The organism is Candidatus Nitrosopumilus sp. (genome assembly GCF_965263415.1).
Classification (GTDB): Archaea; Thermoproteota; Nitrososphaeria; order Nitrososphaerales; family Nitrosopumilaceae; genus Nitrosopumilus.
This window is the reverse complement of the sequence record NZ_OZ253671.1, coordinates 1,539,923-1,555,673: the sequence shown is the minus strand read 5'-3', so window position 1 is coordinate 1,555,673 and position 15,751 is coordinate 1,539,923. Positions and strand designations below refer to the sequence as shown.

Here is a 15,751-nt window from a genome sequence, read left to right as displayed (position 1 = left end):
ATTTTTCGCAAAATCTTTACAAAATATTTTTCAAATTGTAATCTCATTGGATCTTAGTAAACGTTTTAACAGACATTTACTGCCAATTACCATTATGGGAGATATGCGCAAAGACTATGTATCTGAGCGTTTTATGATTGTCTCAAAAAAAGAAGACAAAGTTAAAGATCCAAAAAAATCTCCTTTTGCTCCTGGAAATGAATCTATGACAAATCCTTCTGTATTATCTCTTGTTGCAAAAGATGGAATGCTGCAAAGACTGCAAGATAGTGATGATGAATTTGTTGAAGGTTGGTCTATCAGAGTTTTTGAAAGCAAAAATCCTATAGTCTCAGTTGAGACTGAAAATTCTTACAGTGATAGACCGTTTTACAGTGAACCTGCATATGGATATCATTACATTGTTGTTGCATCTCCAAATCCAAAGGATACTTTTGCAACAATTGACACTGAACAATGGTCTAACCTCTTGGTAGTTGTTCAAGACCGATTAAGATGGCTTTACACTCAAAAAGGTGTTACATATGTTTCAATTTATGCTGATCAGGGAGAACTCTCTGGTAGTACAAATCCTCACCCTCATCTCAACATCCTGACTTTTTCAACAATTCCTCCAATCATTGAAGAGGAAGCAGAAGCATCTCACAAAATTCTAAATGAAAAGGGTGTATGCCCAATGTGTCAGACTGTTAATGAAGAAATCAGTGGCCCTAGACAGGTTCTTCAAACTGAAGGCTTTATTGCATTTTGCCCTTGGTCTCCATCATATCCGTATGAATTCTGGATTGCCCCAAAGAAACACACTACCAGTTTCTCTAAGATTACTCAAAAAGAAATCAATGACTTGTCCTTGATTCTAAGGGCAACTCTTGGAGGACTATCACAAACTATCAAAAACGTCTCCTATAATCTAGTTTTCCATCTTTCTCCTGAGAAAAAGAACAGTAGACAGATCCATTGGCATATTGAAATCTATCCTGTTACAAAACCTTGGTCTGGCTTGGAACGCGGATACGGAATTTTCCTAAATGATATCTCTCCTGAAGAAGCTGCAGAAAAATTGGGCGCAGCTTGTAGAAAAGAACTAGCTAATCTAGTTGGAATTGTATGATTTTTGAATAGTTTATTATTCAACTAATATCTTTGATGAATCATGCAACTTGAAAATTGGTTAGGACTAGGCAGTATTGCATTTTTTGTACTATTTGTCCTGGTAGTAAGTTCACTTTACTTTTTCATGTTTGATGATCCAAACACTTCTGATCTTCCAATTGATCCTGACAACTTTGCAAATCCAAAACTTTTACAATTCATATCAATTACTATTGCACCTGGAGGAATTTTGGCTGCAGTTGCATTCATTTTGTCAAAGTATTATGGTTCCAAAAAAATTGGTGCCATGCTCATCATCGATGGAATCATCTTACTTGCTGGAATGGCATTTTCTCAAACTCTTATTGACGATATAGCTGAACCATTCATTACAGACACTGTTCTGATTTTACCTCCATTGTTTATGGTGTTATCTGCACCTGTTTTCTATTTTGGAGTACGTTTGATGAAAGTCAGAAAACCTCGTCCAAAAAAAGAATATTTCTAAATGTGATCAAACCTTAGTTCATTTGCAACTTGCTTGAATCCTAATTTTTCATAAAATTGTTTTACATCATCAGTACAATCCAAAATTGTCTTGTAGCAGCCTTGATTTTTAGCAATTTCAAGAAGGTATCTCATAATTTTTTCACCGATTTTTTGGCCTTGGAAATTTTTGTCCACAACCACATCTTCAATATGTCCTACTAGTCCACCTTGATGGATGAATTTTTGTTCAATTAGAAGAGTGGTGGAACCCACTACTTTCCCATCAATTTCTGCTACTGCTATGATATAATCTGGATTTGAATCAATTTTTTTGAAAATCTCTTTTGCTTTATTTTTATCAATATCACTTGCTTTTCTTAATGAATCAAGTGACGTAAGAAAACCCTTTTCCAAGTCATCGATTCGTAGTTTTCTTATTGTGGGGTTGCTCATTTTTTCCTCTTTTTAGATTTTTTTGCAAATTCTTCATTTGCTTGTTTGTATGATTCCTTGTTTCCAATATCCATAAAGCCTTTTTTTGTAACAAAACCACTAACCAATTTTTTACCATTCATTGCTTTTTTGATTACATCATCCATTCCATATGGTTTGTTTTTTGGAATGTATTTGAAAATACCTGGCTCCATAACATAACATCCCATGTTGATGTTTGCTCTAATTTCTGGTTTTTCTTTCCAATTCATTACTTTACCTGTATTTGATGTGTTGATGACTCCATATTGCAAATTAGTTTTGTATTCATACAGACTCATGGTTGTAAATGCTTTCTTTGTTTTGTGTTGTTTTATCATATTTCTAAGACTAAAATCAAAAATAGAATCCCCATATACACAAACAAAAGCATCATCGATAAATTCTTCTGCGGTTTTAAGTTGGCCTGCAGTAGCTAGTGGTTTCTTTGAAATTGCATATTCGATGCTGACTCCGAACTTTTTTCCATCTTTAAAATAATCTTGAATCTTTTCCTTACGATAACTTACACACAAAACTATTGACTTTACACCATTTTTTTTGTTCCAGTCTATTAGGTGTTCTAGAATTGGTTTTTTACCTAATGGCAACATTGGTTTTGGAGTTTTTAGTGTTAGTGGGCGCAATCTTGTACCTAAACCCCCTGCTAAAATTACTGCCTTCACAAATATCATTTTGTGTGTGAGTATTTATGTTCAAGGATGATTTTATTCTAAAATCTTATTCTATAATTTTTGATATTTTTTCTAAAACATTTTCAGGAGTTTTCCCAAAAACAATAATCATTGGTTCTTTTCCAAAATCTCCTTTATGAAAAATGATATCTGGAATTTTTTTAGAATTTTTAATTGCAGAATTTATTCCCCATCTAATTGTAGAGCCTTGAATTTTTACATGTTTAGGTTCTTTACTACGATCATAACTGCTAACTTTTAGTTTTGATTTTTTAATTTTGGATAATGTTGTACTTTGATATTTTAAATTAATTGCAGAACAAATTTCTGGATATTTTTTATTCATTGATAACAATGCAGTTGCTACATGTTTTGAACCTCCGTACTTCAAATCCCCTGCTACAAGAATATTTTTTCCAGCTTTTACAATTCTTCCTGAAATACCCAAAACATCTTTTGTAGATTTTGGTTTTTGTTTTGAGAATACAAAATTTGTTTGGCACTCTGGAATGTTTTTGTAAATTCCTTTTATTTTTGTAAATTTAGTTATCGCTGATGATAATTGTTCTTCAATTCCATTTTTACTTTGTACATCCGTAATCACAATACCCTTTCCAATTTTTTTTGCATTTTTTATTGAATTGAATGTGAATTTCTTTGCAAAATACAGTGAGTCTTTGATGGTTTTCTTTTTTGCAAGTGAATATACTATTGCAGCTGAATGGGTGCACCCACTACCATGATTAATTTTTGGGATTTTTTCGCCTGAAATGATGTATTTTGAATTTTTTTCTAGAACAAAGTCTAACACTTTCTTTTTTTCTTCAATTCCTGTAATTATGACATTTTGTGCTCCCATATTTTGAATCTCTTCTGCCACTTTTTCAGGCGTATTTTTTGTTGAAATTTTTATTTTTGTTAGTAATTCTGCTTCTCTTTTGTTTGGTGTAATTATTGTCGCAAGAGGAATGATGTATTTTTGAAAATCTTTTTTTGCACTATTTTCTATTAAACTTCCCCCCGTGGTTGATCTTATTACTGGATCAACTACAATTGGAATTTTTAATTTTTTTAATTGCTGGTGTATCACTTTGATGATTTTTGAATTGTATACCATTCCAATTTTAATTCCATCAATTTTAAAATCTGAAAATACTAATTCTAATTGTTTTTGTAATATTTTAGGAGAAACTGGTTCAACAATTCCAAATTTCGAAGTATTCTGACTTGTAATTGCTGTTATTACAGTTAATGTATGTGCCCCTAATGTTGAAAATACTCTGATATCACTTTGAATTCCTGCTCCTGATGAAGGATCAGAACCACCAATAGAAAGAATATTCACACTGTTTTCATATTTTGAACACTAATCTATTTTTCTTTTCTAGTTTGAATTCTACAATATGATATTTGTTTTATAGTTTGAAGTTTATTTCACATTTGTGACTGAAATTCCGATAATTAATGATTCTCCTCCTGAAGAATTACGTTGTACTACATGTCTACTCCCAATGCAGTATCAAACAAAAAAAGATGGAAAGTTTTTGTGGCAATGTTTCAAGTGTGGAAAACAATACCTTGTATCTGATAATGTTGATGACTCTGTAGAAGAAAGCTGGAGTCCTCCAAGATAATGACTGAACTTGATTCTGTAAAATCTGAAAATCAAAAACTTCGTCAATACATTTCATTGATTACTGCAGAGATTGAATTATCTCAAAGAGTTTATGAGATAAAACAAAATTTTGCAAATTCTCCTGATTCTGAGCGTATAATCAAGCCTATTTTAGACAGAATTTCTAAAATTCACTCTGAGAAATCATTACTCCATAATGAATTAAATCTAAACTAGTTATTCTGATGATTGAGTTACACAATCAAAAGAACAGAATTCATCTTTCATACTGTAAAACTCCTTTCCACAATGTATGCATTCTCTAATTGTTCTCACGAGATCCATACAGCATTATTGCATTTAAAGGCGATCTATTTTCATAATATAGTGGCAATAAAATTTCAAGCGATCAATAAATTTCAGTAACTTTATGATTGTTTAAATCAGGCAAAAGCCTAGAACATTTTATGGCTACTCAAATGACTGCTGCAAGACGTGGTGTTGCAACTGATGAGATGAAACAAGTTGCAAAAGACGAAGACGTTACTCTTGATTGGTTAATTCCAAAAATTGCAAAGGGCTCTATAATTATTCCAAGTAATAATTGCAGACCTCAAAAAATTCATAATGTTGGAATTGGTAAAGATTTGAAAACTAAAGTAAATGTAAACATTGGAACTTCTACATTAAATGTAAATCTTGAAGAAGAGATTGAAAAAGCAAAGGTTGCTGTAAAATATCATGCAGACACTATGATGGATCTTAGTGATGGTGGTGATGTAAAACATATACGAAAGACTCTATTAGAAACTGCCCCAATAACTTTTGGAACTGTTCCAATTTATGAAGCATATAACTATGGTGTTGAAGTGCACAAAAACCCTTTGAATTTAACCGAAGATGATTATCTAAATGCATTTGAAAATAATGCAAAAGATGGTGTTGATTACACTACAATACATTGTGGAATTACAAAAGATATTGCAAAAAGAATCCTAAAAGTTCAAAGATATGGCGGTGTTGTCAGTAAAGGTGGAACAATTACTGCTGCATGGATGTTAAAACATGATAAAGAAAACCCATACCTTACCCATTATGATTACCTCATGGAGATGGCCAAAAAATATGATGTAACTTTTAGCCTTGGAGATGCCCTTAGACCTGGCTCAATTTTAGACTCTCATGATGAATTACAAGTACAAGAAATGATTAACATCTCTCAACTAACTAAACGTGCACATGAACAAGACGTCCAAGTAATGGTTGAAGGTCCTGGACATGTTCCATTAAATGAAGTTGCAGCTAATGTTAGACTGGCAAAATCTTTGATTGGTGATGTTCCATACTATGTTCTAGGTCCATTAGTAACTGATGTTGCATCTGGGCATGATCATATTGCCAGTGCAATTGGTGCTGCTGTATCTGCAAGTGAAGGTGTTGATCTTTTGTGCTATCTTACTCCTTCAGAACATCTTGCATTGCCAAATGCTGAAGAAGTAAAGGCTGGATTAATTGCATATAGAATTGCAGCACATGCAGGTGATCTTGTAAAAATTCGTGATAAAGCGATCAAATGGGATATGGAGATGACTGAAGCTCGACGTACACTAGATTGGGAAAAACAACTTGCATTATCTATTGATCCTGAAGAAGCTGCTAAAATTCACAGTAGAACTGGTCAACATCCTGGCAATAATGTTCCTTGTACTATGTGTGGAGGTGCATGTGTTTACATGATGTTGCCTCAACAAAAAAAATATGAAAAAGAAAACAAAAATCTACAACAAATTGAATAGTACTTTGTCAAGACTGGGAACTGTTTCATAATTTTTTAATTCATCTACATTGATCCATTTAAAATCAGAATTTTCCCAATTGAGTTTTACAGTTGGATTTTTTGCTTCAAACAAAAATGGAAAAATCTCCCATTCGTGATTTTGATATTGTGGTGAATTAACTCTCATCCCTTCAGCTGATTTTAGTAAAGTTATTTTATCTTCTGTAATTCCTGCTTCTTCAAAAATCTCAATTTTTGCTCTTGTGAGTGGCTCTTCATTTTTTTCTATGATTCCGCTTATGCCTGCCCACAAACCTTTCATGGTTTTAACGTCATTACTTCGTTTTAGAATTAGTAATTTCTCATTATCCTTGATAAAAGAAGTAACAATCTTTGTTGAGCGCATACCCGTTATTTTTCAACGGCTTTGACCATCTTTGCTAGCTTTTTGTAAGAATCATTGATGTCTGTATGTTTGGCCAATCTATCTTGGCAATCTTTAATGTAATTTACTACTTCTTCTGTTTTTGATTCTTGAACCGCAGTTAACAATCTTCCAATATCTTTCCAAAGTTCTTCTGCTACTCTACGGATTTCTGGATTTGCGATGATTGTTTCAATTAATTCTGGAGATTCTGTCATTATACTTTCTGCTAATGTTTTTTGAACTCTGAAAGTTGTACCTGACATTTTTTCTGTGAGTAACATCTTTTCATCTTTTGAAACAATGTTTGCAAAAACTAAATTCATCAAATGAGTTAATCCTAAAATAACTGCAATCTTTTTGTCATGCTCTACTGCATCTATTGTAACAAAATTTGCCCCTTCAAATAGTGATTTTGTTACAGTCAATTCTTTTTTTGCATCTTTTATTGGAACTGAAATTATGTTTTGACCTTTGATTGTTTTAACACCTGGTCCAAACATTGGATGTATACAAATTGGATTAATTTTTGCAGGCATTTTTGATAATGATGAAACAACTTTGGATTTTTCAGATGAAATCTCTATAAGATATGTTCCACGCTTCATTTCTTTTGCAATTAGTCTGATAATTTCTGGAGTTCTTCTTGTAGGTGTACATAATACTACATAATCTGCTTTGAGAATTGCCCCTACCAGGGAGTCTGATTGTATAATTCCCTTGCCTGGAACCTTATTTTCTGAATCAAAACCTGTTACTTCAAACCCTTTATCTGCAAAATATTTGGCAAACCATTGTCCCATTTGCCCTCCTGCACCAATTACTGTAACTTTCTTCATTGATCTTCACTCATAATCTCCTTTAGTATATTCATTCCTTCAATTAGTGTCTTCTCGTCTTGGCATGCAGAAATTCTGATGAAATTTTTGTAATTTCCAAATCCTTCCCCTGGAGCTACTGCTAGACCTTTTTCCAATGTGCTATTTGCAAATTCTACTCCGTCAAATCCTTCTTTGTTAACTCGAGCAAAGATGTACATAGCCCCGTCTGGTATGATGATGTCTAATCCCATCTCATTTGCTTTTTGAATCAATACATCCAATCTACTTTGGACTGTTTTATTATTGTTGGATGTGTCTGCTTCTAATGCCTTCATGGCAATGTATTGAATTGGTTCTGATACATTTGTTAGACATAATGCTTCTAATTTTGCCATCTTTTCAATAATACTTGCATCAGCAATTGCATATCCAATTCTAAATCCTGTCATGGCATGAGATTTTGAAAATGATTGTGTTACAATGCTTTTTTCATAATTATAACTCAAGACACTCTTCCAACTTGACTTTACATATTCTGAGTAAATTTCATCACTTAATACATAGAGATTGTTCTTTTTAGCAATTTCAATAATCTGATCTTGCAATTTTTCTGGAAGAATTTTCCCTGTTGGATTGTTTGGATAATTCAACACAATCATTTTTGTGTTTGAATTAATTGTATTTTCAATTTGTTCTATTGAAGGCTCCCATTTATTTTCAAATGATGTGTTAACTGTCCTGACTTTGATTCCAGAGTTTAATGCACAATCTTTGTAGGCAGGCCATGCAGGCTCAATTACAACCATTTCGTCTCCTGGATTTAGAAGTGTAGTGATTGCTGTAAATATTGAAAATCTTGCACCCGGACTAACTATGATATTTTCTTGTGATACACTTGCATTGAATTTTTTATTTACATGTTTTGCTAACTCTTCTCTAAAAACTGGCATCCCTTTTGCTTGACCATATTTTAGATATCCTTTGTCATAAACTTCTTCTAATGCATCTTTTACAATTGTTGGTGGTAAAAAGTCAGGCTCTCCTACTTCCATATGGATAATATTTTTGCCTTGTTGTTCCAATTCTTTTGCTTTAAGAAATATTGAAAGATGAGTTTGTTTGTTTGATGATTGTACTATGATTGATTCATTTAATAGAAAATTCAAAAATTTTGTAGCAATTTTTTCATCTAATCCAATCTCTTGACATAATGAAATTACTTTTCCTCTGAGATTGTCTTCTCGTGTTTCATCAGTTACTCCTTTGCCAATGTTTTTCTTTACTTCTCCAATCTCCTTTGCAATGTCGGTTCTTTCTTTGAGTAACTTTATCATTTGGAGTGTTACTTCATCCATCTTATTTCGTAAGTCGTTAATATCTGACATTTTCTTACAAAACAGGCTTGATTTGACCCGAAATTAGTGCATGATCTGCAATAGTTAATGCTACAAGAGAATCAACTACTGGTGGTGCTCTTGGAACAACACATGGATCGTGCCTTCCTTTCACTTGCAGTGTGGTTTCTTTTTTGGTCTTAATATCTACAGTACTTTGTTTTTGGGAAATTGATGATGCTGGTTTGAATGCTATTCTCATAGTAATTGGCATGCCATTTGAAATTCCTCCCAATATGCCGCCTGAATTGTTTGTCTTTGTGACAATTTTCCCTCTTTTTACTGTGTACAAATCATTATTTTCAGAACCGAAAAGCTCTGAACCTCTGAATCCTGAACCAAACTCTACTCCTTTTACTGATGGAATGGAAAACATAGCTTTACTCAAATCTGATTCTAATGAACTGAAAATTGGTTCGCCTAAACCAACTGGTACATTTGTTGTAACTGACTCGATTATTCCACCTAGGGAATCTCCTTTTTTTCTTGCATCTAAAATACTTGCTCTCATCATCTTTGCTGTTTTTGTTTCAGGACACCTTACTTCATTTTTGTAAATTGAGTTTATCATTTTTTCATTAAATTGTCTTTCCATCTTCATCTTTCCAATTTGAGATGTGTAGGAATTTGTTTCAATGCCTAATGTAACTTTGAGAAGTTTTCTTGCAATTGCTCCTCCCATCACATGCGTTGCAGTTAATCTTCCTGAAAATCGCCCTCCTCCTCTATGGTCATTATATTGATTGTATTTTACCATGGCAGGATAATCTGAATGCCCTGGTCTTAGTTTTGTTTTCAAATTTTCATAATCTTTTGATTTTTGATCACTGTTCCAAATCACCATTGTTATTGGAGATCCTGTTGTATGTCCTCGAAATACTCCTGAGATGATTTCTACTATGTCTCCTTCTTTTCTTTGTGTTGAGATTAAATTCTGACCTGGTTTTCTTTGGTCTAACATTTTTTGGATATCTTTTTCATCAATCTCTAATCCTGCAGGACATCCGTCTAAAACTGCCCCGATAGATTTTCCATGACTTTCTCCAAAACTTGTCAACACAAGACGCTGACCAATAGAACTTCCCGGCAACACACTATCAAAGCTAAATGATGCTTATAATTCCTCATTCTGAATTTTGTAAAATTTTGGCATTGTTTTTGATTATTTTTTTGATAAATCTTAGGCATAATTGAAATTTATAAAATATAGGATAATTTTATGAAATATTTCTAATATATTCTTAAATATAATAATAACACATAGAATATATGGAAAAACGTGCAAATTTTACTGCATAATTTGCGCGACCTTGCGAAAAAGACATGTTATCTACGCAAAAGCGTTGAGGGTGTGGAGAATGCTTTTCACCCTATACAAGGTCGCGCCTTTTACCCCTTTTAGTTGATTTTTTTGAAAAATTATTCTGGTTGAATTTTTGCCCCAATCCTGTTCATCTCTTCGATAAAATCTGGATAAGAAACTTGAACTGATTTAGGATCCGTTACAACACAATTTCCAACATACATCCCTGCAATACAAAATGCCATGAAAAGTCTGTGATCATTTTCAGAATTTAATTCTGCACCTGTAAGATTTTCTGTTGATTCTAAAATTAACCCATCTTCATTTTCTTGAATTTTAATCCCTAATTTGATTAATTCTCTAGCTGTTATTGCAATCCTATCTGTTTCTTTTAATCTTGCATGTTTTACATTGACAATCTCAATTGGATTTTCTGAATTTAATACAAGTATTGTTAGTGGTGGCAAAAGATCTGGTGAGTTACTCAAATCAAACCTTCCTCCTTTTAGTTTTTCAGGAGATTTTATTTTGATTTCATCTTCTTCAATATTTACTGAAACCCCTAATTGTTCTAATATGTCGATAAATACTTCGTCTCCTTGTGGTAAATTTCCAATGTTTCCTTTGATAACAGTTTCATCTCCATTAAGCACTGCTGCTGATAACAATAATGCAAGACTAGAGAAATCAATTGGAACTGAAAATGTTGTTGCGTTGTAAATTTGGGGTGAAACGTTGTATCTCTTGTATGGGATTAATGTTTGTACACTAACTCCAAATTTTCTCATTGTTGCAATTGTAGCATCAAGATATGGTTTTGATACTAGATTGTCTTTAATTGAAAGATTGATTCCATTTTCAGTTAATGGGGCACTAATTAATAATGCAGAAATAAACTGACTAGTAAAGTTTCCTGGAATTGTAACATCTCCTCCTGAAATCTTTCCTTTTATCTTGATTGGTGGTTTTCCGTCAGTTGATTTACATTGTGCTCCGATACTTGATAGTGCATCTAAGAGTGGTTGCATGGGTCTTTTTTTGAGGCTCTCATCTCCTGTCAAAGTAATTTCTTCTGAAAACAAACTTGCAATTCCTGAGGCTATTCTAATTGTTGTTCCTGAATTTTCAGTATTGATTTCAGGCACGATTCTATCAAATTTTATGGGATTTTTCACCATTATTGATGAATTTTCAGTCTCGATATCTGCTCCAAATTTTTTACATGCTTCAACTGTTGCAATGGTATCTGCTGATAACAAAACATTTTCCACCTTGCTGTTATTTCCTGCAAGTGATGCAAGAAATATTGCTCTGTGAGTATAACTCTTGTTTGGAGGACAAATTATTTCTCCTGTGATTCTTGATTTTTCTACTTTACACTTCATGTACTTCAGCCTTTTTGTTACTGATCTTTGAAACTATGATCTTCCCTTCTAATGATGAAAATGCTTTTTTGATACTAGATTCATTTTCCTTCTTTGTGATTGCTGCAATTGCTGGACCATTTCCTGAAACCGATGCACCTAATGCTCCTCTTTCAATTAATCCTGTTATTACATCTGGATTTGAACTAAGAATTGATGCTGTAGCCAATCCGTTAATTATCATTGCTTCCCAATAGTTTGTTTTCTTTGCTAAATTCCAAGCATGATCAAAAACTGATGATAACACTTTGAGTTTTTTTAGATTTCCACGTTTTCTATTTTTTGGAATAAATATTACTGCAATTAGATTTGATGGACCTTTCTCAAAACCCATTCTCTTTTTCTTTGCATTATCTGTGACATTGAATCCTCCATAATAACATGAACATGCATCATCATATGCTCCTGTGATGCTTACTTTGGATTCAATTGATGCATCAACTCCTGCAAGTAGAATTTGCTGATCAGTAAATTTAGATTTGAAAATTTTTGCACATCCTAATGCAACTGCTGATGATATTGCACTAGAACTTTTCAATCCGTATCCTGTAGGGATTTCTGATTCCAATGTAATGGTTATCTTGTTTTGTTCAAGGTCTTTTTTTGAAACAATTTTTTCAACTGTTTTGTTGATTAATCGAGAACTGAGTGTTTTGTTTTCTGATTGAATAACTATGCCTTTTCCAGGTGATGTTTCTACTATGGCCTCAACCTTTAGGTCTATTCCTAACGTTGCTCCTTTTTGGTTTGCAATTGCGTTTACTATTGAAACTGCCCCATGAACTATTGCTTTTGCTTTTGCCATCAAAATCCTCCTAACAATGCTTTTTTCATGGCATTATAAGGTGCTTCCATACCGTGCCAAATCTCAAATGCTCTGATGGCTTGACCCAATAACATCTCATATCCAAAAATTACAATGGCGTTTTTTTCTTTTGCTTTTTTTAGAAAATCTGTGTTCATTGGCATGTAAACAATGTCGTATACAACTGTTTTTTCATTAATCTCCTCAAACGATATTGGGCTGGCTTCATTTTGTAATCCTATTGATGTTGCATTTACAATAATGTTATAATTTTTTGCAGATTCTCCAACTTTGTCAATTGTTATGGCATTTGCATCAAGACCAATTTTTTTTGCAAATTCTACTAGGTTACCTGCTTTCTCAATTGTTCTATTTGCAATTGTAATGCTTTTTGCTTTTTCTTTTGCAAAACCTGCAACAATTGCTCTTGCAGCTCCTCCTGCACCTAGCAAAAGTACATTGGAATTTTTGATGTCTATGTTTCGTTTCTTTAATGGTTCTAGAAAACCATCCATGTCTGTATTGTACCCCTTTAACACTCCATCATTACTTACAACTGTATTTACTGCTCCAATCAAACTACAAGACTCGTCAATCTTATCTAGATATTTCATCATCTCAACTTTATGGGGGATGGTAACATTGAATCCTGCAATTTTGATTTTCTTCAAGCCTTCAATTCCGTCACCCAACTCATCTTTTGGAATTCTATATGCAATGTATGAGCAATCTAGATTTAATTCTCTAAATGCCGCACTGTGAATGTTTGGAGATAAAGAATGATCAATTGGATCTCCAATTACTGCAAATGTCTTTCCCATAATATCTCCGAGTAATATGATTGATTTAAACTCTCAATTAGTAGGATGATTATTTTTTCAAGTTAGTGATTTTATTTACTTCATCAACACTAAACTGACCTGGGGCAACTGGTTTTCCTAGAGAGACATATGTGTATGGACTTCCCAAATATAGGCACAAAATCCTTGAAATTCTACCAAAATCTCCCATTGCAAATGAAATTAGGTTGTTTTTTCCTCTCTTACTGTATAACTCAAGCATTCTTGTTGAATCATCCGTAGATTTTGCTGTACTGACAATTTTTACAAAATTTGAGAATTTACTCATTTGACTCATTTTCTTTTTTAATTCTGTAGAACTTGGAGTTTTCTTAAAGTCATGCCAAGAAACTAATAGTTTTGTTTTTGTTGATTTTAGATATTTTATTAGTGATGAATTTTTTTTCAGAGTGTTAAACTCTACGTCTAGTAAATATGGATTATATTCTGCAATCAGTTTTATTATTGCAATTCTTTCTTTTTCATTTCCTGTAAATTGACCTCCTTCAGTTTTTGGTCTTAATGTGCATACTGATTTTTTCAAATCTTTTTTGACCAGTTCTAATGTTTGTGGGATTTGTTCAATTTTTAGAAAATCAAACCTTATCTCAACAAAATCTGATTTTTTTAAAGCAATTTTTAATGTCTGTTTGACTTTGTTAGGTGTTTTTTCTGCAATGGATACACAAGTTTTGTACTTCATTTTATTTTTCTAAAATATATTCATCTGAAACTTCCATACCAAAATGTCTGCCTGTTGCAGGTTTTGAGTGGACCATAACTGTATCTCCTTTCTTAAGATGTGTAACTGATACTAATTGCCCATTTGGCTTTACAAAACGAATTGTCTCTGCATCTTGTGCAATTATTCCACCTATTTCTCCTCCAGCTTTTGCCTTAATCATCAACATTGGTCTTCTTTCAATCTTTGATCTTCCTACAGTGACTCTTCTTGCCTTTCCTTTAGAATTTAGAATTAATACTTCTGAGCCTGTTTCTACCTCTGACAAATAATTGGTTGTTCCATCTGGAGATAATGTGTAACAGTGTACTGCACCAGCATTGACTCTAAATGGTCTTGGTGATGTAAATGATGATCCAACTGATTCATTGTGAACTAAAAACAAAAAGTTTGATCTACTTCCAATTAACATTCCTTCTCCTTTGTGAAGCATTGATGCAGTATCCACACAAACTCTTTCACCGTCTCCCACTTCTTTGATATCAATAATTTTTGCAGGTTTCATATCAAAACTTCTGGTTCCCAAGTAAACCATGGCTTCTCTTACTTCGTTAATTGATGATGTATTGAAAATCACTCCGTCCACTCCTACTTCTAGAATTGAAAACATCTTTCTGACCTCTTCAGGTGTTCTTGCTACTGCAAAAATTTTGGTATGTATCTTGTGAAGTTTTGCAATAATATTCTCTAACGGAATTATCTTCCAGTCTTTGACTTCTACAACTACAAAATCTAGGCCTTTTTTTGCAATAGTTAAGATATTTTCAATATCTGTATTTGATAATACTTGGAATCTTCTTCCAACTTTTTTGCCCTTTGGTTTTGTAGCGTTTTCTTTTTCAAGAACAACATAATTGGCATTGTTTGAAGGGTAAACCGTTTGCAACTTTGTTTTTTTCTTTCCTAGTTTTTTTGGATCAAGATAAATCATTTTGATTCCTTCTTCTTCTAACTGTGGTAAAAGTTTGGATAATTGTGCCTGTGAGCCTTTAGGGGATATGATTAATTCTCTACTCTTACTCAATTTTCTTCATTGCTTCCTTTGCTGTACCTTTTCTGAAAATTATTTCAGCTAATGCTTCTACCATTTTTTCAGGTGCTTTGTGTGCAAAGATGTTTCTTCCATATGTGACACCCTTTGCTCCTGCTGCTATGGCATCTTCCGTCATTTGAAGAATATCTAAATCTGTTTTTGCTTTTGGTCCACCTGCAATTACAATTGGAACTGGTGTACTCTTTACAACTTTTGAAAATGAATCAATGTCTCCTGTGTATAATGTCTTAACAATATCTGCTCCACACTCTGCTCCTATTCTTGCAACATGTGCAACAACTTCAGGATCATGTGGGTCTTTGATGTTTTCTCCTCTTGGATACATCATTGCTAAGAGTGGCATTCCCCATCTATGACATTGGTCTGCAGTTAATCCTAACTGTTCTAACATCTCAGGTTCTTCTTTTCCTCCAATGTTGATGTGTAATGAAACTCCGTCTGCCCCTAATGCCACTGCTTCTTTTACAGTACCTGTGAGCATTTTTCGATTTGGTGATAATGATAATGCTGTACTACTTGAAAAATGAACTAAAACTCCGACTTTGGGTGGTTTTGGTAATGATTTGATAATTCCTTTGTTGATTATTACACTTGTAAGGCCGTGGCCTTCACATTTGTAAATTGTTGATGCTGGGTCCTCAAGACCCTCAATAGGACCATTTGAAATCCCATGATCCATTGGAATGCATAACATTCTTCCTTTTCTAAGAATTCGATTAAGTCTAATTTGGTTACCTGATACCATGAGTGGATCTGCTTTTTGTGCCCTACTTAAAAATAACGTGAACCATTAATCTCAAATTCAT

At 33.2% G+C, this 15,751-nt stretch carries 18 protein-coding genes; 5 read left to right on the top strand and 13 right to left on the bottom strand.

The window, feature by feature from the left end; translation table 11 throughout:
* Positions 1-94: 94 nt before the first annotated feature.
* Positions 95-1,111, top strand: a complete 1,017-nt coding sequence (locus tag ACQY22_RS09955) for a galactose-1-phosphate uridylyltransferase (RefSeq protein WP_428324531.1) — start codon at positions 95-97, stop codon at positions 1,109-1,111.
* A gap of 42 nt (positions 1,112-1,153) precedes the next feature.
* Entirely contained in the window at positions 1,154-1,600 is a 447-nt protein-coding gene (locus ACQY22_RS09950) for a hypothetical protein (RefSeq protein WP_428324530.1), read from the top strand.
* Here the strand turns inward: ACQY22_RS09950 and ACQY22_RS09945 are convergent.
* From ACQY22_RS09945 to thiD, 3 genes are read right to left on the bottom strand one after another with little or no spacing between them, the layout of a single operon-like run.
* Positions 1,597-2,034, bottom strand: a complete 438-nt coding sequence (locus tag ACQY22_RS09945; RefSeq protein WP_428324529.1) for a GNAT family N-acetyltransferase — start codon at positions 2,032-2,034, stop codon at positions 1,597-1,599. The two genes, ACQY22_RS09950 and ACQY22_RS09945, sit on opposite strands and share 4 nt — an antisense overlap.
* A complete protein-coding gene (locus tag ACQY22_RS09940) occupies positions 2,031-2,738 on the bottom strand; it encodes a nucleotidyltransferase family protein (protein WP_428324528.1) in 708 nt (235 codons plus the stop codon). Before ACQY22_RS09940 ends, ACQY22_RS09945 begins: the two co-directional genes overlap by 4 nt.
* A gap of 55 nt (positions 2,739-2,793) precedes the next feature.
* On the bottom strand, positions 2,794-4,092 hold the full coding sequence (gene thiD, locus ACQY22_RS09935) for a bifunctional hydroxymethylpyrimidine kinase/phosphomethylpyrimidine kinase (protein ID WP_428324527.1): 1,299 nt from the start codon (positions 4,090-4,092) through the stop codon (positions 2,794-2,796).
* Between the two features lie 97 nt (positions 4,093-4,189).
* On the opposite strand from thiD, the gene ACQY22_RS09930 reads away from it, so the two are divergent.
* The 3 genes from ACQY22_RS09930 (at position 4,190) to thiC (ending at position 6,158) form a co-directional block, all read left to right on the top strand.
* Positions 4,190-4,381, top strand: coding sequence for a hypothetical protein (locus tag ACQY22_RS09930; protein ID WP_428324526.1), 192 nt, complete (start codon positions 4,190-4,192; stop codon positions 4,379-4,381).
* Complete coding sequence (locus ACQY22_RS09925) at positions 4,381-4,599, top strand: hypothetical protein (RefSeq protein WP_428324525.1); 219 nt, start codon at positions 4,381-4,383, stop codon at positions 4,597-4,599. Before ACQY22_RS09930 ends, ACQY22_RS09925 begins: the two co-directional genes overlap by 1 nt.
* A gap of 230 nt (positions 4,600-4,829) precedes the next feature.
* The gene (gene thiC / locus ACQY22_RS09920) at positions 4,830-6,158 is read left to right on the top strand and encodes a phosphomethylpyrimidine synthase ThiC (RefSeq protein WP_428324524.1); all 1,329 of its coding nucleotides are present in this window, start codon (positions 4,830-4,832) and stop codon (positions 6,156-6,158) included.
* Here the strand turns inward: thiC and ACQY22_RS09915 are convergent.
* The 10 genes from ACQY22_RS09915 to ACQY22_RS09870 all read right to left on the bottom strand — a co-directional run bounded on the left by ACQY22_RS09915 (position 6,141) and on the right by ACQY22_RS09870 (position 15,690).
* Complete coding sequence (locus ACQY22_RS09915; RefSeq protein WP_428324523.1) at positions 6,141-6,545, bottom strand: NUDIX domain-containing protein; 405 nt, start codon at positions 6,543-6,545, stop codon at positions 6,141-6,143. The two genes, thiC and ACQY22_RS09915, sit on opposite strands and share 18 nt — an antisense overlap.
* A gap of 5 nt (positions 6,546-6,550) precedes the next feature.
* On the bottom strand, positions 6,551-7,402 hold the full coding sequence (locus ACQY22_RS09910; RefSeq protein ID WP_428324522.1) for a prephenate dehydrogenase/arogenate dehydrogenase family protein: 852 nt from the start codon (positions 7,400-7,402) through the stop codon (positions 6,551-6,553).
* Entirely contained in the window at positions 7,399-8,769 is a 1,371-nt protein-coding gene (locus tag ACQY22_RS09905; protein WP_428324521.1) for an aminotransferase class I/II-fold pyridoxal phosphate-dependent enzyme, read from the bottom strand. The genes ACQY22_RS09910 and ACQY22_RS09905 overlap by 4 nt, the downstream gene beginning before the upstream one ends.
* Positions 8,770-8,773: 4 nt before the next feature.
* Positions 8,774-9,871, bottom strand: coding sequence for a chorismate synthase (gene aroC / locus ACQY22_RS09900; protein ID WP_428324520.1), 1,098 nt, complete (start codon positions 9,869-9,871; stop codon positions 8,774-8,776).
* 326 nt (positions 9,872-10,197) lie between these two features.
* The gene (gene aroA / locus ACQY22_RS09895) at positions 10,198-11,466 is read right to left on the bottom strand and encodes a 3-phosphoshikimate 1-carboxyvinyltransferase (protein ID WP_428324519.1); all 1,269 of its coding nucleotides are present in this window, start codon (positions 11,464-11,466) and stop codon (positions 10,198-10,200) included.
* Positions 11,456-12,310, bottom strand: coding sequence for a shikimate kinase (locus ACQY22_RS09890; RefSeq protein ID WP_428324518.1), 855 nt, complete (start codon positions 12,308-12,310; stop codon positions 11,456-11,458). Before ACQY22_RS09890 ends, aroA begins: the two co-directional genes overlap by 11 nt.
* The gene (aroE, locus tag ACQY22_RS09885; RefSeq protein WP_428324517.1) at positions 12,310-13,131 is read right to left on the bottom strand and encodes a shikimate dehydrogenase; all 822 of its coding nucleotides are present in this window, start codon (positions 13,129-13,131) and stop codon (positions 12,310-12,312) included. Before aroE ends, ACQY22_RS09890 begins: the two co-directional genes overlap by 1 nt.
* A 49-nt stretch (positions 13,132-13,180) precedes the next feature.
* Positions 13,181-13,852 carry a type I 3-dehydroquinate dehydratase gene (gene aroD / locus ACQY22_RS09880; RefSeq protein ID WP_428324516.1) on the bottom strand — a complete coding sequence of 224 codons (672 nt, stop codon included), beginning with the start codon at positions 13,850-13,852 and terminating at the stop codon, positions 13,181-13,183.
* A gap of 1 nt (position 13,853) precedes the next feature.
* Positions 13,854-14,915, bottom strand: a complete 1,062-nt coding sequence (locus ACQY22_RS09875; protein ID WP_428324515.1) for a 3-dehydroquinate synthase II — start codon at positions 14,913-14,915, stop codon at positions 13,854-13,856.
* Positions 14,908-15,690: a 2-amino-3,7-dideoxy-D-threo-hept-6-ulosonate synthase gene (locus ACQY22_RS09870; RefSeq protein ID WP_428324514.1), complete on the bottom strand. Its 783-nt coding sequence runs from the start codon at positions 15,688-15,690 to the stop codon at positions 14,908-14,910. The genes ACQY22_RS09875 and ACQY22_RS09870 overlap by 8 nt, the downstream gene beginning before the upstream one ends.
* Positions 15,691-15,751: the final 61 nt, after the last annotated feature.

What these genes read in the sequence shown, in the direction of transcription:
- ACQY22_RS09955 (WP_428324531.1), top strand. Translation starts at nt 95, where the DNA reads ATGGGAGATATGCGCAAAGACTATGTATCTGAGCGTTTTATGATTGTC.
- ACQY22_RS09950 (WP_428324530.1), top strand. Translation starts at nt 1,154, where the DNA reads ATGCAACTTGAAAATTGGTTAGGACTAGGCAGTATTGCATTTTTTGTA.
- ACQY22_RS09945 (WP_428324529.1), bottom strand. Translation starts at nt 2,034, where the DNA reads ATGAGCAACCCCACAATAAGAAAACTACGAATCGATGACTTGGAAAAG.
- ACQY22_RS09925 (WP_428324525.1), top strand. Translation starts at nt 4,381, where the DNA reads ATGACTGAACTTGATTCTGTAAAATCTGAAAATCAAAAACTTCGTCAA.
- thiC (WP_428324524.1), top strand. Translation starts at nt 4,830, where the DNA reads ATGGCTACTCAAATGACTGCTGCAAGACGTGGTGTTGCAACTGATGAG.
- ACQY22_RS09915 (WP_428324523.1), bottom strand. Translation starts at nt 6,545, where the DNA reads ATGCGCTCAACAAAGATTGTTACTTCTTTTATCAAGGATAATGAGAAA.
- ACQY22_RS09910 (WP_428324522.1), bottom strand. Translation starts at nt 7,402, where the DNA reads ATGAAGAAAGTTACAGTAATTGGTGCAGGAGGGCAAATGGGACAATGG.
- ACQY22_RS09905 (WP_428324521.1), bottom strand. Translation starts at nt 8,769, where the DNA reads ATGTCAGATATTAACGACTTACGAAATAAGATGGATGAAGTAACACTC.
- aroA (WP_428324519.1), bottom strand. Translation starts at nt 11,466, where the DNA reads ATGAAGTGTAAAGTAGAAAAATCAAGAATCACAGGAGAAATAATTTGT.
- ACQY22_RS09890 (WP_428324518.1), bottom strand. Translation starts at nt 12,310, where the DNA reads ATGGCAAAAGCAAAAGCAATAGTTCATGGGGCAGTTTCAATAGTAAAC.
- aroE (WP_428324517.1), bottom strand. Translation starts at nt 13,131, where the DNA reads ATGGGAAAGACATTTGCAGTAATTGGAGATCCAATTGATCATTCTTTA.
- aroD (WP_428324516.1), bottom strand. Translation starts at nt 13,852, where the DNA reads ATGAAGTACAAAACTTGTGTATCCATTGCAGAAAAAACACCTAACAAA.
- ACQY22_RS09870 (WP_428324514.1), bottom strand. Translation starts at nt 15,690, where the DNA reads ATGGTATCAGGTAACCAAATTAGACTTAATCGAATTCTTAGAAAAGGA.